This window comes from Parasedimentitalea psychrophila (assembly GCF_030285785.1).
GTDB classification, from domain to species: Bacteria; Pseudomonadota; Alphaproteobacteria; order Rhodobacterales; family Rhodobacteraceae; genus Parasedimentitalea; species Parasedimentitalea psychrophila.
Window position 1 is genome coordinate 2,296,383 of sequence record NZ_CP127247.1, and the last position, 21,317, is coordinate 2,317,699.

19 protein-coding genes are annotated in these 21,317 nt (G+C 56.3%); 11 read left to right on the forward strand and 8 right to left on the reverse strand.

Features of this window, described 5'->3' with window-relative positions; genetic code table 11:
- Window positions 1-108 precede the first annotated feature (108 nt).
- The 9 genes from QPJ95_RS11190 (at window position 109) to QPJ95_RS11230 (ending at window position 7,990) form a co-directional block, all read left to right on the forward strand.
- A complete protein-coding gene (locus tag QPJ95_RS11190; RefSeq protein WP_270919422.1) occupies window positions 109-1,503 on the forward strand; it encodes an aminotransferase in 1,395 nt (464 codons plus the stop codon).
- A complete protein-coding gene (locus QPJ95_RS11195; protein WP_270919423.1) occupies window positions 1,500-2,534 on the forward strand; it encodes an agmatine deiminase family protein in 1,035 nt (344 codons plus the stop codon). Before QPJ95_RS11190 ends, QPJ95_RS11195 begins: the two co-directional genes overlap by 4 nt.
- Window positions 2,527-3,411: an N-carbamoylputrescine amidase gene (aguB, locus tag QPJ95_RS11200; protein ID WP_270919424.1), complete on the forward strand. Its 885-nt coding sequence runs from the start codon at window positions 2,527-2,529 to the stop codon at window positions 3,409-3,411. The genes QPJ95_RS11195 and aguB overlap by 8 nt, the downstream gene beginning before the upstream one ends.
- A gap of 24 nt (window positions 3,412-3,435) precedes the next feature.
- Window positions 3,436-4,296: an ABC transporter permease gene (locus QPJ95_RS11205; protein WP_270919425.1), complete on the forward strand. Its 861-nt coding sequence runs from the start codon at window positions 3,436-3,438 to the stop codon at window positions 4,294-4,296.
- Window positions 4,293-5,108, forward strand: coding sequence for an ABC transporter permease (locus QPJ95_RS11210; RefSeq protein WP_270919426.1), 816 nt, complete (start codon window positions 4,293-4,295; stop codon window positions 5,106-5,108). The genes QPJ95_RS11205 and QPJ95_RS11210 overlap by 4 nt, the downstream gene beginning before the upstream one ends.
- A gap of 15 nt (window positions 5,109-5,123) precedes the next feature.
- Window positions 5,124-6,212: an ABC transporter ATP-binding protein gene (locus QPJ95_RS11215; RefSeq protein WP_270919427.1), complete on the forward strand. Its 1,089-nt coding sequence runs from the start codon at window positions 5,124-5,126 to the stop codon at window positions 6,210-6,212.
- 15 nt (window positions 6,213-6,227) lie between these two features.
- A complete protein-coding gene (locus QPJ95_RS11220; protein ID WP_286018267.1) occupies window positions 6,228-7,295 on the forward strand; it encodes an ABC transporter substrate-binding protein in 1,068 nt (355 codons plus the stop codon).
- A 39-nt stretch (window positions 7,296-7,334) separates the two neighbouring features.
- Window positions 7,335-7,682, forward strand: a complete 348-nt coding sequence (locus QPJ95_RS11225) for a hypothetical protein (RefSeq protein WP_270919429.1) — start codon at window positions 7,335-7,337, stop codon at window positions 7,680-7,682.
- Between the two features lie 164 nt (window positions 7,683-7,846).
- Complete coding sequence (locus QPJ95_RS11230) at window positions 7,847-7,990, forward strand: transposase domain-containing protein (RefSeq protein WP_286018268.1); 144 nt, start codon at window positions 7,847-7,849, stop codon at window positions 7,988-7,990.
- A 526-nt stretch (window positions 7,991-8,516) separates the two neighbouring features.
- Here the strand turns inward: QPJ95_RS11230 and QPJ95_RS11235 are convergent.
- From QPJ95_RS11235 to fabB, 6 genes are all read right to left on the reverse strand, one after another.
- On the reverse strand, window positions 8,517-11,594 hold the full coding sequence (locus QPJ95_RS11235) for an efflux RND transporter permease subunit (protein ID WP_270919430.1): 3,078 nt from the start codon (window positions 11,592-11,594) through the stop codon (window positions 8,517-8,519).
- A gap of 10 nt (window positions 11,595-11,604) precedes the next feature.
- Window positions 11,605-12,642, reverse strand: coding sequence for an efflux RND transporter periplasmic adaptor subunit (locus tag QPJ95_RS11240; protein ID WP_270919431.1), 1,038 nt, complete (start codon window positions 12,640-12,642; stop codon window positions 11,605-11,607).
- Entirely contained in the window at window positions 12,642-13,211 is a 570-nt protein-coding gene (locus tag QPJ95_RS11245) for a MarR family winged helix-turn-helix transcriptional regulator (RefSeq protein ID WP_313860124.1), read from the reverse strand. The genes QPJ95_RS11240 and QPJ95_RS11245 overlap by 1 nt, the downstream gene beginning before the upstream one ends.
- A 55-nt stretch (window positions 13,212-13,266) precedes the next feature.
- Complete coding sequence (locus tag QPJ95_RS11250) at window positions 13,267-16,092, reverse strand: DUF2339 domain-containing protein (RefSeq protein WP_270919433.1); 2,826 nt, start codon at window positions 16,090-16,092, stop codon at window positions 13,267-13,269.
- A 256-nt stretch (window positions 16,093-16,348) separates the two neighbouring features.
- A complete protein-coding gene (locus QPJ95_RS11255) occupies window positions 16,349-17,140 on the reverse strand; it encodes an enoyl-ACP reductase FabI (protein ID WP_270919434.1) in 792 nt (263 codons plus the stop codon).
- 6 nt (window positions 17,141-17,146) lie between these two features.
- Window positions 17,147-18,376 (reverse strand): beta-ketoacyl-ACP synthase I, encoded by a 1,230-nt coding sequence (gene fabB / locus QPJ95_RS11260; protein ID WP_270919435.1) that lies wholly within the window; start codon window positions 18,374-18,376, stop codon window positions 17,147-17,149.
- A 201-nt stretch (window positions 18,377-18,577) separates the two neighbouring features.
- Here fabB and QPJ95_RS11265 point away from each other — a divergent pair, with 201 nt between their 5' ends.
- Window positions 18,578-19,039 (forward strand): GFA family protein, encoded by a 462-nt coding sequence (locus QPJ95_RS11265; RefSeq protein WP_270919491.1) that lies wholly within the window; start codon window positions 18,578-18,580, stop codon window positions 19,037-19,039.
- Between the two features lie 168 nt (window positions 19,040-19,207).
- Here QPJ95_RS11265 and fabA read toward each other — a convergent pair whose 3' ends face one another.
- On the reverse strand, window positions 19,208-19,717 hold the full coding sequence (gene fabA / locus QPJ95_RS11270; protein WP_270919436.1) for a bifunctional 3-hydroxydecanoyl-ACP dehydratase/trans-2-decenoyl-ACP isomerase: 510 nt from the start codon (window positions 19,715-19,717) through the stop codon (window positions 19,208-19,210).
- A gap of 190 nt (window positions 19,718-19,907) precedes the next feature.
- Between fabA and irrA the strand changes: the two genes are divergently transcribed.
- Window positions 19,908-20,324 (forward strand): iron response transcriptional regulator IrrA, encoded by a 417-nt coding sequence (gene irrA, locus QPJ95_RS11275; protein ID WP_270919437.1) that lies wholly within the window; start codon window positions 19,908-19,910, stop codon window positions 20,322-20,324.
- On the opposite strand, the gene QPJ95_RS11280 is transcribed toward irrA, so the two are convergent.
- Window positions 20,321-21,244, reverse strand: coding sequence for a LysR family transcriptional regulator (locus QPJ95_RS11280; protein WP_270919438.1), 924 nt, complete (start codon window positions 21,242-21,244; stop codon window positions 20,321-20,323). The two genes, irrA and QPJ95_RS11280, sit on opposite strands and share 4 nt — an antisense overlap.
- Between the last annotated feature and the right edge of the window lie 73 nt (window positions 21,245-21,317).

Sequence of the window (21,317 nt, forward strand, 5' to 3'; positions counted from 1 at the left end):
CTTTCCAACTGAATCATTAGGAAAACGGTTACACAGTGGCGTGCAAAAGTTCAAGCTTGACAATGAATGAACGTTCATACATTTCCAATGCAGACCTTGGAGCCGCTTATGACACTCAGAAATTCAGACTTTGATGAAATCCGCGTTTGGGACAACGAGAACTTTGTCCATCCTTGGGAAGGGATGGAACATATAGGTCAGAATGAGCGGACCTTTACGGAGACCGCGGACGGAATTTATGTGACCACTGAGGCTGGCAAGCGCCTGATTGATGGTCCGGCTGGCATGTGGTGCGTTCAGATTGGGTATGGCAATGGTGAAATTGCGGACGCGATGGCCACTCAGGCGCGTGATATGGCCTATTTTTCGCCCTTCAATAATGCCAATTCGGTACCGGCACGGCTGGCGCATGAAATTGCGAAACGAACGCCCGGCGATCTGAACCACGTGTTTTTCACAACTGGCGGGTCGACCGCTGTGGATACAGCAATCCGATTTGTTCATTTCCGTAACAATATTTTGGGACGACCTGAAAAGAAAATCGTGATCTCTCGACAGAAGGCCTATCACGGGTCAACTTTCCTCGCGGCCAGCGTTAGTGGGAAAGAGCGGGACAAGGGCTGGTTGGATCAGGCGCAGGGCATGTCCTATTTTCTGCCCAATGTGAATCCGTATATCCGCCCCGAGGGTATGAGCCTCCAAGCCTTTCTTGACGAGAAAGTTGCCGATCTGGAAAACGCTATTCTGGAAATTGGCGCTGACAAAGTCGCCGCATTTATTGCGGAGCCAATTCTGGCATCAGGCGGGGTGATTGTTCCGCCCAAAGGCTATCACAAGCGGTGTCTTGATATCTGCCGCAAGTACGATGTTCTCTATATCTCGGACGAAGTTGTGACCGGTTGGGGGCGTTTAGGCCATTGGTTTGCATCCGAAGATGTGTTCGATATCGTACCTGACATCATTACCACAGCCAAAGGGTTGACCTCAGGTTATGTTCCGATGGGGGCCTGTATTATCTCAGATGCGCTGATCGACAGCGTCTCGGGCGAGAAATCACAGGGAGCCACATTTTCAAATGGTTACACCTATTCCGGTCACCCGGTTTCAGCCATTGCCGCCCTGAAGAACATCGAGATTTTTGAACGCGAGGGCATTCTTGAGCACGTGCGCGAAGTGTCTCCTCTGTTTCAGGAGCGACTGACGGCACTGGGTGATTTTCCCATTGTCGGCGATACTCGCGGCATGGGCTTGGTTGGCTGCGTTGAATGTGTGGTGGACAGCAATTCTGAGGATTCTCTGGATCTGGACAAAACCGTAGGCGCCCGGATTGATCATCATTGTCAGGAACTGGGCCTTATCCTGCGGCCGATTATCAACATGTGCGTGTTTTCACCGCCCTTGATCATCAATGTTAGTCAGATCAATCAGATGTTCGACATCATGGAAAAAGGCATCAAACTGACCACCGAAGATCTGGCGGTAAAAGGGCTTTGGAGCGCATGAGCGCGTCCTTCTCAGCCGATTTTCGTATGCCTGCGGAATGGCTGCCACACGCGCGTACCTGGATGGCCTGGCCTTTGTCAGAGCCTGTCTATGGTGACACTCTGGCGGCAGGCCGTTCAGAGCATGCCGCGGTCGCCCGTGAGATTGCAAAGTTTGAGCCCGTGACTATGGTTTACGATCCCAATGCTGGCGACGGGGTAGAGCAACTGCGCGATCTCCCTAATCTAACATTGCTGGAGCTTCCTTTGGATGACAGCTGGTTGCGAGATACGGGGCCGACATTTGTAACTGGTGAAGATGGTTCTGTTGCCGGGATCGACTGGACGTTTGATGGATGGGGTGGGCTGCATCCTGCAAACAACGATGCGGCTATTGCCGAACGTATCCTTAGAGCTGCCGGTGTGCGCCGGTTTGGCAGTGACATGGTCTTCGAAGGTGGCGCCCTAAGTATCGATGACGCGGGCACGGTATTGACCACACGTCAGTGTTTCGAACACCGGACCCGCGATGGGGGGCCAACTTCCGAAGAATTCGAAGCGGAGCTGAAAGCCCGGCTTGGGGCCCGCAAAATCATCTGGCTGGAACGCACCCTGGAAGGGGACAGCACAAACGGGCATGTGGATGTGGTCGCAGCCTTCACGTCACCCGGTCATGTCGTTGTGCAAATCAGCGAAGACTTTGACGATCCTGATTATGACAACCTCCTAAATAACCTGACCATTCTTGAGCAGGAAACCGATGCAGATGGCCGCCCGCTGACTGTTCACAAGATTGTCGCCCCACCCGTCAGCCGCAATCCAGACGGATCGCGCAGGATGCTGTCCTACATCAATTTCTACATCGTCAATGGCGGTGTTGTGGTGCCGCAATATGGAATGGACGAGACAGATGCCGCCGCAATCGGAGTTTTGCAAAATCTGTTCCCGGATCGTCGGGTCGTGGGTGTGATGACACCGACCGTCGCTGACGCGGGAGGCAACATTCATTGCATCACACAACAGCAACCAAAAGGGGCCCTCTCTGATGCGTAAGGTTACTCTTGCCGCGACCCAAATGAGTTGTAGTTGGGACAAAAATGACAATATCGCCAAGGCTGAGGCCCTGGTGCGCAAAGCCGCGGCCAAAGGTGCCAATGTCATCCTGATTCAGGAACTGTTTGAAACGCCCTACTTCTGTATAGAACAGGCCCACAAACATTTCGACCTTGCAACGACGGCCTCCGAAAACCCAGCGATACGGCATTTTTCCAATATTGCAAGCGAGTTAGGTGTTGTTCTGCCGATCTCGTTTTTTGAGCGCGCCGGACAATCGTTCTTCAACTCCCTAGCCATGATTGACGCAGACGGAACCATCTTGGGCACCTACCGAAAAAGCCACATCCCCAATGATGTCGCCTATCAGGAAAAGCAATTCTTTTCGCCTGGTGACACGGGTTTTCAGGTCTGGGAGACCGCGTTTGGGCGGATTGGCTGCGGGATCTGCTGGGATCAGTGGTTTCCGGAAACCGCCCGTTGTCTGGTGTTGAAGGGGGCCGAGATTCTGCTGTTCCCCACGGCCATAGGATCAGAGCCATGGAGACCTGATGCCAACTGTATATCGCATTGGCAGACCGTCATGCAGGGCCATGCGGGTGCCAATCTTGTGCCGGTGGTTGCCAGCAATCGGGTCGGGACCGAGGTCGCAACTGAAGACGAAAACCTGAAGTTGGAATTCTTTGGCGGTTCCTTTATCGCCAATCAATTCGGGCAAAGGGTTGCGGATGCAAGAAACGAGGACGGCGCAGTTATCACCGCGACTTTTGATCTGGATGAAATCGCTGAAAATCGCCGCTACTGGGGTGTGTTTCGTGACCGCCGCCCCGATCTATATGGCGCAATCTCTACCCTTGATGGAGTGGAAAGACCCTAACTCATCATATCCAGGGAGGAGAAAATGAAATTGAATAAACAGGCAAAGACAGGGCTTTTGCTGGTATCGCCCGCAACGCTCTACGTGATTTTGCTTATCGCAGCGCCTACGGCCTTGACGATCGCATATAGTTTCTGGATTCAGGATTTTGTCGACGTCCGGCGTACGTTTACTCTCGCCAACTATATCGAAATTTTCGAGGACCCACTATATCGGACTTTGATATTCCGATCGGTAAAAATTGCGACATTGGTCACAATCTATACCGTTCTCCTCGCCTATCCCGTTGCCTATTTCATTGCGTTCAATGTGAAAGAACGCAAAGCCATGTGGTTGTTTCTGGTCACGATCCCTTTTTGGACAAGCTACTTGCTGCGCGTATTTTCGTGGAAAATTATCCTGGGTCAGAACGGGGTGCTGAATTCCACACTGTTGGGGCTGGGGGTCATTGATGAACCGATCTCGTCGTTGCTTTACAATTCAAATGCGGTGGTCCTGACGCTCACCCATGCTTGGGCACCGTTTGCGATACTGCCGATTTTTGTAGCGCTGAATAAGATTGATCGCAGCTTTCTTGAGGCAGCCAAAGATCTGGGCGAAGGGCCATTGCGCACATTTCTCAGGGTGACTCTGCCTTTGTCCATGCCTGGGGTGATCGGGGCAAGCATGATCATCTTTATCCCTACCGTAGGTGACTATGTAACCCCGGCGCTTGTCGGCGGGTCCGATGGGGCAATGGTTGCGAACATGATCCAGGTTCAGTTCGGCAAGGCAAATAACTGGCCTCTGGGGGCTGCACTGGCGCTGAGTGCAGTGGTCTGTGTGACCATCGCGGCAGTTTTTTATGTGGCGCTCCTTAAAGTGTTGGAAAGGGTTCTGAAATGAACATCGGAACGCGTATTCTCAGCAATATTGGGCGGTATCTGCCGGTCTATGCGGTTGCCTATCTAATATTCCTATATCTGCCTGTTTTGCTGCTGCCTGTATTCTCCTTCAACGACTCACAGATCCTGTCCTTTCCGCTGTCCGGTTTCACGACCAAGTGGTACGCGCAGCTGTCGGAACAATCCGCTTTGCTTAAGGCCCTCGGCAACAGTCTCTTTGTTGCCTTGATATCTGCAGCCTTGGCAACTTCGCTGGGAACGCTGGCCTCACGTGCTGTAGTCAAATACAAATACCCATTCAAAAACCTTTCGTATGGGATCGTGATGGCCCCGCTGGTTATGCCAGAGATCATCATCGCGATTTCTCTTCTGATCCTGTTTCTGGGGATCGGCGTTGATCCGTCTTTGTACACCGTCATTCTGGGGCATACGCTGCTGACGATACCATTTTGCGTATCGATCATGACATCGGCCTTTGGTCAATTCGACGACTCTCTGGAAGAGGCCGCGATTGATTTGGGAGAAAGCACATGGGGCGCTCTGCGCCGCGTGACCATTCCGGTTGTGTCACCGGGAATTATTTCCAGCATGCTGGTGTCGTTTACCGTGTCGTTTGACGAGTTCATTCTGGCCTTTTTTCTGTCGGGCAACCGGCCAACGCTGCCCGTCTATATCTGGAGCCAAGTCAGGTTCCCCGCAAAGCTGCCTATCGTTCTCGCCCTTGGCTCGGTGCTGATTGTCGTGTCGCTGCTGTTTCTCGCCCTTGCAGAATATTTCCGGCGTCGCAGCGTGCGCCTGCAGACCAAGACTTAAAGGAAAGACAGAACCATGCAGAAAACCACCGCAGTTGATATTTGCAATGTCAGCAAGTCTTTTGGGTCCTTTCAAGCAGTTCAAAATGTGAACTTGGCGCTAAAGGAAGGGGAATTCTTTTCTCTGCTTGGCCCTTCCGGCTGTGGAAAATCCACGCTGCTTAGAATGATTGCCGGTTTCGAAAAGCCTACCTCAGGCGACGTAGAAATTTATGGTGCTTCCATGAAAAATGTGGAAGCCAACCATCGTCCAACCAATATGGTCTTTCAAAGTTATGCGATTTTCCCGCATCTGAATATCGCAGAAAATATTGCCTTTGGCCTGGCAAAATTGGGTCTGAGCAAAGCTCAGAAAATGGCCAAAGCCGGTGAAATGCTTGAAAAGGTCGGTCTCGCCGGGTTGGGAAAACGGGCAGTGAACGAATTGTCAGGCGGCCAACGGCAGCGGGTGGCCTTGGCGCGGGCCTTGGTTTTGGAACCCAAGGTTTTGCTTTTGGACGAACCGATGTCGGCGCTGGACAAAAAGCTGCGCGAGCAAATGCAGATGGAACTGCGCCAGTTGCAGCGTGCTGTCGGGATCACCTTTTTGATGGTCACACATGACCAGCATGAAGCGATGACAATTTCTGACCGGTGCGGCGTTATGTTTAACGGAAAGCTCGCGCAGGTTGCTGAACCGCAAGAACTTTATCAGAAGCCCATCAATAAGACGGTTGCCAATTTTATTGGCGGAATGAATTTTTTGAATGGGAAGATCACAGGCCGCGATGACGTCAGCCTATCAGTGAATGTCGAAAATTTCGGACCCATACGGATAGATGCCCACGGTGTGACGGATGCCGTCGATGCGCTGATCACAGTTGGTCTGCGCCCGGAACGTGTTCACCTCGGGCGGAATGGGTTGCTAAACGCAGATGCGACGACCCAGGCAACGGTTATTGACAAGGCCTTTTATGGCGAAACAATCCACTATTTTCTGAAAATCAACGGTTTGGGAGAGCCTCTCATCGCGTCTGTCACGAATTTCGAACGGGCTGATCACTTCAATATTGGCGACACAGTGCAGGCAGGCTTCCGCGGCAGAGCCGCTGTTGCGTTGCCCTGAATGATTTGAATAACAATGAGGAAAATACCAATGAAACTTAAGGTAATGGCTCTGAGCCTTCTGAGTGCATCCGCGCTTGCGTCAACCGCAATGGCGGGAGAAATAACGGTTTTTGACTGGTCTGGCTATGACGACGCCGGATTCTTTGAAGCCTATGTAGAAAAGCATGGCGAAGCGCCGGATTTCTCGTTCTTTGCCGATGATGAAGAAGGCTTTAACAAGTTGAGAGCCGGATTTTCGGCTGATCTGGCGCATCCCTGCCTGAATACGATGCCAAAATTCCGTGCGGCAGGTTTGATCAAACCAATTGATACCAGCCGGATTTCCGCCTGGGATAAATTGCTTCCAGCTCTCACCCAGCTGTCTGATTTCGTCGATGAAGACGGCACTGTCTGGGCGCTGCCTTTTGACTGGGGCAATACGGGTATGGTGTATCGGACCGACAAGATTGATCAGGCACAGGCCACTTTGCAATTGTTTGCTGATCCGAGCATGACAGGCCGTGTTTCGCTGCCAGATGGTGTTGCGGACGCCTATGCGCTTGCAGCTCTGGCCATTGGTATAACAGACTGGCGTGCAATGACTGACGAGCAGTTTGAACAGGCTTCAGACTTCCTACGGTTGGTTCATCCAAATGTTCGCTTCTACTGGTCCGATCAGGGTCAGCTGGACGCAGCCATCAAGTCTGGCGAAGTTGACATTGCTTGGGCTTGGAGCGCAACTGAATTGGCATTGGTTGGCGAAGAGGTTCCCGTAACCATGGTCCGTGATGGGAGCATTGGTGTTGCAAGCTGGGCTTGTGGCTATGTTCACCTGAAAAGCGGAGAAGGTAGCGACGAGGCTGTATATGACTATCTCAACGCAATTTCAGATGTTGCAGCCGGGAAATACATCATCGAAGCATGGGGTTACGCACATTCAAACACCGAGGCCTATACGGCGGCGGATCAGGAAACCGTGAATGCCTACGGCTATGGTGATGTTGAGGGCTTCCTTAGTGAAAGTCTCTTCACCGTTTCAGTACCGCAAGAACTGGATGCCAAAATGGTCAAGGAATTCGAGCGAATTAAAGCGGGTTTCTAAGTACACTTCAAACAATGAATTCAGCGTGGGGTATTTCACATGATCGCAAGTTTTGTTTTAGCGGGACAATCGAACATAGATCCATGGATTCACGCCGGTGGCGGCGCTGCGCTGAAGTCTTTTGAAGACGCGTACATCTCACTAAATCCACAATTTACCGGCGTGGCATTTTTCGACGCCGCGCGCGGCGGGTCTGCGATACTTCAAGGCTCTGCATTCGATTACGCCGCCGCCAGAGCTGGAGATGATCCCGACCTCTATGGTAGAATTAGTCAGAATTATTGGTACGATGAAACAAATGACGAGGCCGGGCCAAACCTTGTGTCTTTTGTGCAGTCACTTGAGGATGAAGTTGCGTCGGGAACGCAGTTCCAAGCAATCATCTAGGCGCAAGGCGAAGCCGATACGACTTATGTGGGCGAGCACGGTGCGGAAGAATACCTTGCGGGGCTTGATTTAGGATACTCCCGATGTTGATTATTTAACGCTGGACTCAACCGATTTTGTGTTTTCGGTTCCTGACTTCTTCATCTAATTTCTGCGCCGGTCCGTTGAAGCCGCCCGACATTCCTACCGCCAGAACTCCGATTGAAACTGCCAAGCTCAACAGTGTCGATCACCAAGCTGGGCTGACAGACATGCTTGGTCGTATTCCCGATCACAAGGCGACAATGATCGACGAATTACAGCTTTGACACCAGGCCCAGCAGAATTGGGCTACACTTAATATAGGTGATATCTGTGCCCCAGACACCGGGCCCCAGACACCGGCTTGACCAATAAGATACTCGGGACATTGCTGCGCAATACCCGGCCGGGCAAGGGATGAACGCCTAGCTCACTTTGCATCTCTGGCGAAATACACGGGGGCCTTCATCTGGGAAGCGCCCCACTGGTGCCCGCACTCGGCGATTGCTGCGCAATCACCTGCCGGTCGATGGAACCCCAAATCGCTCTGAAACGTCCGCGATCGAATACCCCCCCCCGATCCACTGCTTGTGCGACCGCATCAGGCTTGCCATTGCCATGGGCCTACGCGGCACCACCGGGGCCACGGTCGGGGGCCACGGTCGCACTCCAATTCCATAAATCTAAGACCTGACATCACTGTCTCCCTGCGTCCAAAATTAGCAAGCATGGCGTTTCCAAATCTAGGGGCTATGCAGTTAGGGGAGACGCTTTCACGCCTCCCTCAACTGCAGGTCTTACCGTCAGGGCCGGTTATGCTGCGCTGGCCTCACCTCCGGTCTCAAGCTTGGCCTCAAGTCTGGCCTCAAGCCGGGCTTCACGGCCAAAGAAGATCAGGTAGAACACCGGTGCGGCGATCAGGGTCAACACGGTGGCAAAGGTCAGCCCCCCCATGATGGTCACCGCCATCGACTTGAAGAAGGCATCCCCAAGCAGCGGCACCATACCCAGTACGGTGGTCACTGCCGCCAGCATCACAGGTCGCAGGCGCGACACCGAGGCCTCGACAATCGCGTCGCGCATCATCTTGCCCTCGGCGCGGACCAGATCGATCTCTTCGACCAGCACAATCCCGTTCTTGATCAGCATTCCCGACAGGCTGAGCAGGCCGAGCAAGGCGGTGAAGGTAAAGGGCAGGCCGGTGCCCAGCAGCCCAATCACCACGCCATTCACCGACATCGGCACCAGCAGCCAGATGATGATCGGCTGACGAATGGCATTGAACAGCAACACCGAGATCAGCACCATGATCAGCCCCGACAGGGGCAATTGGCCGCCCAGGCTGGCATTGGCATCCGCGGCGCTCTCGTGTTCGCCGCCCCATTCCATCTTGTAGCCGGGCGGCAGCTCCATCGCCTCGATCACCTCTTGAACCTCTTTGAACACTGTCGCGGCCGTCAGATCTTTGGGAATATCGGCACTGACTGTCAGTGTCGGCACCCGATCCCGGCGATGCACCAGCGTGTTCTGCACCTCGACCTCGATCCCGTCGATCATCTGTTCCAGCGGCACAAACTTCCCCGTCGACCTGGAGTAAACCACTTGATCCATCAGATTGTAGGCCCCATCCGAGGGGCGGCGCAGAATGATCGGGATCAGCCGTTCACGCTCACGGAATACGCCGCCGGTGATACCGTCTGTCGAGAACATAAGGGTATCGGCGATGTCTTCTCGGGTGACCCCGGCTGTCTGCGCCCTGTCGGTTGCATAAATTGGCTTCAACACCAATTCCTGTTCCCGCCAATTGTTGCGGACATTCAGGATATTGTCCGAGGCCTGCGTCAATCGCATTGCGGCGTCTTTGCCCAGTTGGCGCAACACCTTTGGATCCGGCCCCGACAACCGCACTTCAATCGGATTGCCGCCACCGGGGCCAAAAACCAACCGTTTGGTGCGGAATTCGCCTTCGGGGAAGCGGGCCTGTCCAAAGGCCTCAAGATCCGCCTGTATCGCAGGAATCGCGCTCAGATCCGGCATCCGGATGATCAGGTGGCCATAGCTGGGGTTCGGCTTTTGTGCCTGATAGGTCAGCATGAACCGCGACGCCCCCTGGCCAACAAAACTGGCAACCGAGACAACGTCATCGCGGTCTGCCAACCAGTCTTCGAACACTTTCAGGTGCTCAGAGGTGGTGTGAATCGATGTTCCCTGTGGCAATTTGTAGTGGACGAAAAACAGCGGTGTGTTGGAGTCCGGGAAAAACTGTTGCTTGATCTGGCCAAAGCCCATGAAGCAAACAGCCGTGATACCCACCAGACCAACCACCACCAGCCATCGCAGTTTCAACGCCAATCGCAACAGGCCTCCATAGGCGCGGAACAGCAGCCCGCCGTAGGCATCGGCACCGCCGGATTTGCCCTGTTTGAAGAAGTAGTGACCCAGTAGCGGCGTCACCGTCAGGGCCAGCAACCAACTGAGCAGCAGGGAAATTGCGATCACTGCAAACAGTGAAAACAGGAATTCACCCGCCGAATCCGGGCTCAGGCCGATGCCGGCAAAGGCCATGATACCGATCACTGTCGCCCCCAGCAGGGGGATCTGTGTCTTGGCGGCCGCTTCATCCGCTGCGTCGCGCGAAGATTTTCCGCGCAGCATAGAGATCTGCATGCCCTCGGCCACCACAATGGCGTTGTCCACCAGCATCCCCATGGCAATGATCAGCGCGCCCAGCGAAATCCGTTCCATCGAAATCGAAAACAGTTTCATGAACAGCAGCGTGCCCACAACCGTCAGCAGCAGCGTGGTGCCCACCACAATGGCGGCGCGCCAGCCCATAAAGAGAGCCAGAACCGCAATCACGATGGCCACAGACATCGCCAGGTTGACCAGAAAGTCATTCGAGGCGTTTTCAACCACCACATGCTGTTGATAGATCGGCTCCAGCTGAACCCCGTAGGGGATTTCAGCGTCCAGTTCCGCCAGCTTGGCATCAACGCGTTTGCCGACCTCAACAATGTTCTCGGTTGCCAGCCCGGCAATGCCAAAGGAAAATGCCTCGGTTCCGTTGAAGCGAATGATCAGGTCCGGGTCCGTTATGCGGCCTCGATGCACCGAGGCCATGTCAATGATATTGATGACCTCGCCCTGCGCCCCCACCGACAGGCCGGCAATTTCGGTCACACTGTCAGATCCGGCCGGGGCCAGTAATCGGGTTTCACTAGGACCGGCATCCAAGGTGCCCGCTGCCCGCACGGAATTTGATGTGGCAATGGCATTGCCAACGGCGGACATGGCGATATTCTGGTTCACGGAAATCGCCAGATCCGGTTCCACAAAAATCGCCTCATCCGGCAGCCCGACAACTTCGACATCCGCGACGCCACTGACGGTCAACAACTCGCGCCGCAGGAAGGTCGCCAGTTCGTGCTTTTCGGCATCGGTAAAGCCTTCGGCTGTCACCGCGTAAAACAACCCGAACACATCGCCAAAACTATCGTTCACAAAGGGCTGCCCAACCCCTTCCGGCAATCGGCGTGACGCATCCCGGATCCGAGCCCGTAACTTGGTCCAGATTTCAGGCAGTTCGGCACCGTCATAGATATCCTTCATTTCCACTTCGATCAGGGAAAACCCCGGTCGGTTGATCGAGGTGATCAGTTTTACTTCGGACATCTTTTGAATGGAGGATTCCAGCGGCTCTGACACTTCCAGCGCCACCTGTTCGGCGGTTGCACCGGGATAGGATGTCAAAACCACCGCCTGCTTGATGGTAAAGGCCGGATCTTCCAGCCGTCCCAGAGATATGAAGCCCCAAATGCCGCCCAACAGGGCGATCACCATGATCAGCCAAGTATAAAGAGGCTTGTCGATTGAGGCGCGTGCAATGTTCATGACGCGGCCCTCAGTTCGCAAAGCCGGTGAACCGGCGGACCGGCTGACCACTGATCAGGGCACCGCCGCCGGTCAGCACGATTTCTTCGCCGCCCCGCAGCCCCGACAGCACCCGGAAGTCGCCGAACTGGGTTGGCTCAATCTCCACCGGCATCCAGCTCACGGTTCCCTCGTCAGCTCCGGTTGGCGTAAATACCATTGCCCCAACCTGACCCGATGAATTGCTGATCAGCGCCGTTGCAGGCAGCGAAATGATGTTTTCCCCGGCATCCGCCACAATCTTGACCGTGGTCGAGGCCCCCGGAAACACCTGCATGCCCTCTGGTGGCTCAAACAGGAAGGTCACCTGATAGGTTTGACCGACATTGCTTGCCTCGGCATCAAATTCCAGAATGCGCAGCGGAAACGCTTCGTCGCGCCCGGGAAAGGATGCGGTGATTTCCAGAATATTGTTTTTCTCGGCCCGCTGGAACAGGATTTCCGGGACATCCACTTCGATGTGCAATTCGGACATGTCATGCAGGCGGACGATTGGTGTGCCGGCACTGACGGTGGTAAACACCGCTACCTCGCGGCTGGAAATCAAGGCGTCGAATGGCGCCAGCAGGGTGGCATGGCGCAGCGCATATTCGGCATTGCGCACCGCAATCTCAGCCAGACCAGCCTGTGTTTCCGCATCATCGATGGCGACCTTGCTGACAGTGCCTGCCAGCTTTGCCATCCGGGCAACGGTGCGATCCGCCTGACCTTTTTGCAGCCGGGCCTGCTCCAGCTTCAGCTCAAACTGTTCCAAATCCAGCTCGGCAATCAGCGTCCCCTTGGGCACCAGAAAACCTTGAGAGACCGGAAATTTCAGGATCTGCCCGCCAACCTGAAACGCCAGATCAACCGTTTGTTTGGCCGCAACCTGTCCAAAGAACTGACGTTCCAGCCGCGCATCCCCCGATTTTGTGGTCATCAGTTTTACCGGCTTGGGGAGCGGTTCAGTTCTGGAGGCCACAGGCACCAGCACCAGCACAGCGGTCAACAGTGCCGGGAGTATGGTCATCAATTGCATGTCTTTAGTCCTTCTGGAACGCCGGTTCGCAGTACATTGTCGTAGACCTTGCCGGCCAGTTCCGAAAAAATGAGCGTTTCTTCATCATTCAGCCCCGAGGAGTCGCGGAACATCTCACTGGCCAGATGTTCCATCTCGTGGCGTCGTTTCCAGCCACTTTCAGTCAGCTCTAACAACCAGGCCCGCCGGTCTTGTGGATCTCTGCTGCGTTGCACATAGCCCTGCGCTTCCAGGCTGTCGGCGGTGGCGGTAACTGTTGACGGAACGGCCAGCATCATTTGCGCTAGCAAGCCCATTCGACTGGGGCGCTCCAGCCAAATGATCATCCGGCATTCCATTTTGGTTAGTTTTGGATCGTCGTTCATCTTTTCGATGCTGTCGTCCAATTTCCAATACAGCGCAAAAACACCCATGATCGCCCGAATTTCAGGCGTCAGAGTTTGAAAGGCATTATCCGATTCGTCCAAGCTCATCGCATTTCCTATGGTGGCGTCAGGGCGGTATACTTCATTTTCTGAACCTTTCAAGAAAAGAAGCAAGTGCGCGTGCTGTTTAGGCAATTGTGCCGCCACGGAGACTATCGGACATACCAGACTGTCTCCCCTGGACCTGCACTCAGCCTTCAGCGTCCGTATCAGAGGCGCGGGCAGGCATGCCCTTGTCCCATTGTGCGGTCATCACCCGGTTCAGCCAGGCCAAACCAACCAGCGCCAGCCCCAGCCCCATAAACGAAAACACCCGTGTCAGCCCCGACAGCCCGCTCATATCAATCAGGAACACCTTGGCGATGGTCAGAACAACCCCGGCCATAGCCAGCTTGCGCAAAATGTCAGAGCGGCGCCAGAATGCGATGATCAGAAGGATCGCCGAGGACGCCAGCAGGGCCAGCGTGTAGGAATACAGCTCGGGGTCGGTTATGCCGGGCACCGTCAGGTCAGGGCCACGCCACAAACGCCGGATCTCGAGGGCGACATACCAGGCCGCCAGCAGGCTGGCCAAAGCCGCAAACGCGGTTTGAACCCTGCGGCCAAAATGGGTCACTTTCCACCCAGCGACTGCAAAGACGGCACTCAGAAGCAAATAGGCGGCGGCAAGCGAATCCAGGATCGGTGGCCCATAAACCAGTTCGTTGGGGCTGATCAGCGGGTTTGCATCCCCAAACAGCTCGGCCAGCAGCGCCAGCATACTCACCCCATATGCGGTGGCCAATCCGGCGCGAACCAGCAGGCTGAAGCGGCTGCTGCTCTGCATGCGGTACAATTGATTGGCCATCGAGGCCGCCCAGACGGTTGCCAGGATCCCCAGATCTGCATGTGAGCTATCACCGGGAGTCGCAATCAGACGCTGGATCATCACACTGATGAACACAGCGCCGATTGTGGCGATAGCACTCTCCAGGATGACGCCGGTTTTTGGTCTGGCGTCGCGGGCGACATACCAGGCCCCGACCAGCGGGATCAGAGTGCCGACATAGGCCAGCAGCACTTGAGTTGTAGCGGCTCTCGGGATCCAAATCTGATCAACCAAATAGTAACCGCTGGCCCAGAAAAATCCGGGATCAATGACCAGTCGGTAGGTTATCACCGCGACGCCCACTTGGGCAAACAGGCCGAGGGCCGGCAGGTCGAATTTGCGGTCGATCAGCACCGTCAGCAAGATCATCACTGCCAGCGCCAGAGTGAGGGCCGTCTTGGCCAGCAGCAGGAAGAACGCCAGCGCCATCAGCGTCAGCGCGGCGATGCCAAACAGCGCAATCCGCAGCGCCCGTTGATCCGCGTCTGGCCCCCGGGCTGTGCGCTCCGCCAGCAGGGTCATCAAAGCAGCAACTGCCAGCGTGGCCAGCGCCCAGAGGTAGGCGCCGACAATTGCGCCAGGCTGCCAGAGAAATTCCAGCACCAGCAGGGTGGCAGGGGCAAACACCGCTGCCGCCAGCGCCCAGACCACCGGCGTGTTGTCGCTCGTCGCCCCGGATCCCTCGGCCTGCTGCATCCGCAGAAAGGCGAGGACAGACCCCAGCGCGCCAATGGCAGTCAAAACCCATGCGGTTGCCGGAGCTGCGGTTTCCGGGGCGCGCTGGGCACCGGCCAGAAATTCGCGATACAGCGGGCCAACAGAGGTGGCCTCAATCACCAGCACAGTCAGAATGGCCAGCCCGGGCACCAGGGCGTGATCATAAAGGGCCGGTGCCTGTCGCATCCAGAGCAGGGTTGCGATCAGCAGAATCACAAGGCTGGCCAGCGCCAGATAGACCCCCTCAGGCCTGCCCGCATCCAGCGCCACCAGCAGCGCTGCCGCTGTGGCGGCAAGGGTGACGGCGGCGGACAGCCGGGTGGTGAATTCAGGAAAGACCCGCTTGCCGGCGGTGACGCGGCGCATATCGAGCACCGAAGAACCGCTGTGGCGCGGCCACAGGTTCCGCTCGGGGATGACAATCGCAGCCCCTGCAATCAGCAGTGTCGCGACCATAAAATGCAGCTCACTTGCGCCAGAAAGATACAGCAACCAATTTGCCGACAGGGTGGCGATCAGCGCCAGCACCGACACCCAGGCCCAGCGTTTGAGGGTGTCAATCGCCAGCCCGACCAGCGCGATCAGGGTGAAATAGTAGTAGAACATCCAGGGCGCGTCGGATTGACCGCCCACCAGAAACGGCGTGACCGAGGCGCCGATGATGCCAAGCGCGCTGAGGAATGGCCCGTAGACCCAGCCCAGAACCATAGCCAGGGCCGACACCAGACACAGCACCGCAAGGGCAGATCCTGGATCAATCAGATCATACATCGCCCGCGCTGCCAAGACGCCCGAAAACAGCGCGATCAATCCCGCCCCAGCCAGCGCCGAGGGCAGATATATCATGCTGCCCTCGGCCTCGTCGCCAAAGCGGCGGCGGATCACCTCGCCTCCGCAGATCAGAGCGGCGCCAAACCCCAAGGCGCCCATCACCCGCCAGAACGGCGTCAGAAGGCCGTTTTCGGCGCCGTATTGCACCATGAAGACACCCGCCAAGGCCAGCGATGCCGCTCCGGCAACCAGCACCCAGTTCTCGCGCAGCCACTGGCTGAGGGCGTCATAGGTGTCGGGTTTGAACACATAGGCGCGCGGTGTCGGCTGCGGCTCTTGCTGAGCGGGCGGTGGGGCGGCGGGTTTCTGGTCAGGACCTTTGCTCTGGGCCGCGTCCGAGGCATGGCGCGCGGCCAGGTCCTGTGACTCTGGCTTGGACTCCTGTGTTGCATGGTCATCCGCTTGTGCATCGCCCCAGGGGTTTGCGGCCCTGTTAGCCGTATCAGGGGCAGCGGCCGTAGCCGGCTTGGCAATGGTTTGACGGAATTCTAGGGCCGTCACCCGCGCCTTCAATCGCGCATGAGACACCAGCAGGTAAGGCACGCCGATGACAATCACCAAGCCCAATAATCCAAACAAAACCAAACCAAAATCTAACATAAAAAATCCTTTGTACCTTTCAGCAAATTAAGGAGGGTCGGCACTACTGGCAAGTGCCCCGGTTTCAAACCGGGCCAAACATGCGCAATAGGGTTTGGTTTTTCTTGCCCAATTGAACGGGGTTGGCGACCGAGACCTGATGGGGCTTGGCGATCATCGTGGCGCTAGCCGTAATGGTGATGGCTGTTTGGGGGGGGCAGACAGCGAAAAAGGGCGCCAAATAGGCGCCCCTTGTCTGATATTTTGCGTGGAGATCTTACAGGTGGTCGGGTTGCGGCATGCCCAAGACGTGAAATCCACCATCGACCCGAAGGATCTCTCCGGTGGTGCAGGCACCAGCGTCCGAGGCCAGATAGACAGCGGTGCCGCCGACAGCCTCAAGTGTTGCGTTTGAGCGCAGCGGTGCGTTCTGGTCCGTGTGCTTATAGGTCTTGCGCGCACCACCAATGGCAGCCCCAGCCAGTGTTTTCATTGGGCCGGGTGAGATCGCATTGACGCGAATACCCTCGGGGCCCAGATCATTGGCCAGATAACGGGTCGCTGATTCCAGTGCCGCCTTGGCCACCCCCATCACGTTATAGCTCGGGCAGACGCGGTTTGAGCCCTGATAGGTCAGGGTCAGCAGGGTGCCGCCGTTGTCTTTCATCAGTGGATGTGCCCGGCGGGCGATCTCGATGAAGGAATAGGCCGAGATATCCAGCGTGTTCTTGAAATTGGCCCGGCTGGTGTTCAGGAAGCGGCCTGTCAGCTCGTTTTTGTCGGAAAAGGCGATCGCGTGAACCACAAAATCAATGCTGTCCCAGCGGGCGCCAAGCTGCTCGAACGCCGAGTCCAGGGACGCATCGTCGGTGACATCAACGTCAACCATGAAATCACTGCCGACGCGCTGGGCCAGGGGCTCCAGTCGCTTGCCAAAGGCCTCACCCTGGTAGGTAAAGGCCAGTTCGGCGCCAGCTTCGGCCATCGCCTTGGCGATACCCCAGGCGATGGACCGTTCGTTGGCAACACCCATGATAAGGCCGCGTTTGCCTTGCAATGCTCCAGACATGATCAATTATCCCTTGTACTTGCTCAGGATCATCGATCCGTTGGTGCCACCAAAGCCAAAGCTGTTGGTCATGACGCTGTCCAGTCCGGCGTTTTCAACATAGGCGGTGGCAATCTCGCCCTCGTTGATGGCCGGGTCCAGCTCGTCGACGTTGATCGACGGGGTGATAAAATCATTGTCCAGCATCAGCAGGCAGAAGATTGTCTCCAGCGCACCCGCCGCACCCTGTGCGTGGCCGGTCATCGACTTGGTGGAGGAGATCGGCGGGGTGTTGCCCTCACCGAACACACGACGCACCGCCTCGACTTCACCAACATCGCCAACCGGGGTCGAGGTGCCATGGGCGTTGATATAGCTGACCTTGCGGCCCTCGGGCAGGGTTTCCAGCGCCAGACGCATGGCGCGCTCGCCGCCCTCGCCGGAGGGCGCAACCATGTCATGACCGTCGGAGGTTGCTGCAAAGCCGGTGACCTCGGCATAGATTTTGGCACCACGGGCCAAGGCGTGGTCCAGATCTTCCAGAACCACAATGCCGCCACCGCCCGAGATGACAAAGCCATCGCGGTTGGCGTCAAAGGCGCGGCTGGCGGTTGTCGGATCGTCGTTACGCTTGGACGACATCGCGCCCATGGCGTCGAACAGGCAGGACAGGGTCCAGTCCAGCTCTTCGCCGCCACCGGCAAACATCACGTCCTGCTTGCCCATCATGATCTGTTCCGCCGCATTGCCGATGCAGTGCAGCGAGGTCGAACAGGCCGAAGTGATCGAGTAGTTGATACCCTTGATCTTGAACGCGGTCGACAGGTTGGCGCTGATGGTCGAGCTCATGCATTTTGGCACCGCAAAGGGGCCGATGCGCTTGGTAGCGCCGGTTTTGGCCACCACCTGATGCGCGGTCAGCATTGCACTGGTCGATGGACCACCGGAGCCGGCCACCAGACCGGTGCGGGTGTTGACCACCTGATCCTCGGTCAGACCTGCATCGGCAATCGCCTGGCTCATCGCGATATGGGCATAGGCAGCGCCGTCGCCCATGAACCGCAACGTGCGTTTGTCCACCAGTTCCTTGGTGTTGATCTTCAAGGTACCGGCCACTTGGCTGCGAAAGCCGTGCTCGGTCATTGAGGGGCTGGCCTCAACGCCAGATTTACCTGCCTTGAGCGAGGTCAGAACCTCGGCGGCGTTATTCCCGATAGAGGAGACAATTCCCAGTCCGGTGACGACGACACGACGCATACGTGCACTCCCTTGTTTGCTTATGTCTTACTATGCATTGCAGAGAGCTGGTGCAAGGTGGGTTGGGGTTTGGGGGACTCAGGTGTTGTTGACAAGAAGCTAGGTCGAATGTCTGCTAAGCGGGATACAGCTGCTTTCTGGTCTATTGAACTGAACGTTTGCTATCATACAACGAGCACCGAAAAGAATGAGAGATTGCAGATGGTTCTTCCCCAGCCTCCGTTTGAAGGTTCCTGTCTTTGTGGTTCCGTGCAGGTCAGTGCGGTAGCGTTACCACTTTTGACCCTAGCGTGCCATTGCCGCGATTGTCAGAGGCTAAGCGCAAGCGCGTACTCACTCACCACGATGTTTCCGAGGGACAGTTTTTCTTGCACTGGCGAGCTGATAACGGGAGGTCTCGGTTCAAGCAGGCGGACGCACTACTTCTGCAAATCATGTTTGAATTTCGTGTATTCGCAGATTGCGGCAGCGGACCAGCGGATAAACTTGCGGACATCGGTGCTAAACGACGCGACGTCGTTCAAGCCGTTTGTTGAGTTGATGACAGATGAGAAGATGTCTTGGGCGGATGTTCCCGCCGTCCATAGTTTCTGCCGATATCCGGAGACCCTCGAAGAATTGCAGGCGCTCATGGACAACTACTCAATCGCTTGCTTGCGTTAACGGCGGATTGGTGCAGCAAAATAGCGCACGGTTATATCTATAGCGGTCATTCAAACACGCCGCAGCATCGGTCACTTTTGGCTAATGGCGGGAAATTGAATGAAATGAAGTTTGCAAAAGAAAAAGAGGCCAATAGGCCTCTTTCCATCCTGCAATATGTAAGCTGGATCAGCTCTCGCTGAGCGCGACTTTCATGCCTTTGACCTGATAGATCACTTCGCCGTCGGCCTCGACGATGCCATCGGCAACACCCATGGTCAGGCGGCGGGTTTGGATCGCTTTGGTGAAGTCGATCTTGTAGGTCAGCATCTTGCGCTCGGGGCGGACCATGCCGGTCAGTTTGACCTCGCCGACACCTAAGGCATAGCCGCGACCCTGCCAGCCGCGCCAGCCGAGGTTAAAGCCGGTCAACTGCCACAACCCGTCAAGTCCCAGACATCCAGGCATGATTGGGTTGCCGGGAAAGTGGCATTCAAAGAACCACAGCTCCGGGTTGATGTCGAATTCGGCGACGATATGGCCTTTGCCGTGCTCACCGCCATCGGCGCTGACCTCGGTGATGCGGTCCATCATCAACATTGGAGGCATCGGCAACTGCGCATTGCCGGGGCCAAACAGCTCGCCGCGGGCGCATTTCAGCAAGTCGTCTTTGTCAAAGCTGCTCGGGTAATCGGCCATACGGGCGCATCTCCTGCCTGAAGGTATCATTTGGTTTCTGGCTTCATGTAGCACCCCGCCAAAGGGTCCTGCAAGAGCGGGCCTTGGCGGCAGGGCAGGGCTGACATCTGTAGTTGCGAATGAAATTCATTTGAAATTGGCCGGGGTTTTCCCCTATAAGGACCTTAGCTACACGACGCAGGATTTGCAGATGACGCCAAACAGCGTGAAAATCGCAACCAACTGGCTGGAAACAGCTGGGTTGCGGCCGACCAGACAGCGAGTTTCTTTGGCCGAATTGCTGGTTGGCGATGGCAACCATCGCCATGTCACTGCCGAAAGCCTGTACGAGTCCGCCCAATCCGAAGGGGCGGTGGTGTCGCTTGCCACGGTCTATAATACGCTGCGTGCGTTTTGCCAGGCTGGGGTGCTGCAGGAAATCACTGTGGATGGATCCCGAAGCTATTTTGATACCAACACCCATGACCACCCGCATTTCTTCTGGGAGGATGAGGGGCGGTTGTCGGATGCGCCCGCAGATCAGCTGGTTATCCAGCGGCTGCCAGACGCCCCGGCTGGGGTCGAGATCGCCTCGGTCGATGTGGTGATCCGCCTGCGTTCTGTCTAAGGCGCGCTCACTCCGCCATTCTCTCCCTCTGCCATTAAGTGACTGACCAGCGCGGTTTGTGCGGCACCGATCACTGTGCCCGCCGCCGCCTGAACGTGACTGATCAGCACAATCGGCTCTTCGGCCTGCGGATCAGATACCGGCACCGTGATCAGCGGCTTGCCATCGTAGCTGAGCCTGCCGGGCGGCAGACTATAGCTAATGCCAATCCCTTCGCCATTGGCGGCCAGGCTTCTGAGCAGCTCCAGCGAGGCGGCGCGGCGGGCAACGCGCGGCACCAGCCCTTTTGACTTGAATAAGGCCAGCATGTGCTGCACCGACAGCCCCTCCTGCGACAGGATCAGCGGATGCGCGGCCAAGGTTGCAAGGCTCACCGAGGTTTGTGAGGCCAGCGGGTGATCGGGCGCCATCAGCGCATGCGGCGCAACGCGGCCCAGCTGGTGGCGGTAAAAGCTGCTGTCCAGACCCAGATCATAGCTCAGGGCCAGGTCGATCTCGCTTTTGGTTAGGGCGGAAACCAACGGCTCAAACCGGTCGGCGTGAAAGTCGATCTGAACATTGGGCAGCGCGCGGCGCAGGATTTTCAGCGCTGGCGCCAGTAGAAACGGCGCCAGGTCGGCAAAGCAGCCAAGACTTAGGCGCTGCAGGCCGGGGGATGTCATGTTCGGGGTCTCTAGTGCCGCGGCCTGATCCAGCAGTTTCTGAGCCCGGGCGGCAAACTCACGCCCCTGGGGCGTTAACACCAGAGAGGCGCCGCGGCGGCGCAAAAATAACTTCTGCCCCAGGTGATCCTCGATCCGGGTTAATGCAGTGGAAAGTGCGGGCTGGCTGACATTCAAAATGTCCGCCGCCGCCGTCAGACTGCCCTGACGCGCAACCTCGACGGCATATTCATAGTGGCGCAGGGTTAGGTATAACATGAACCTAATGCTATCTTCGAAATATATTATTTGAAACCATGTTTGATGCGGCGCAGATTGAACACAGCAAAAA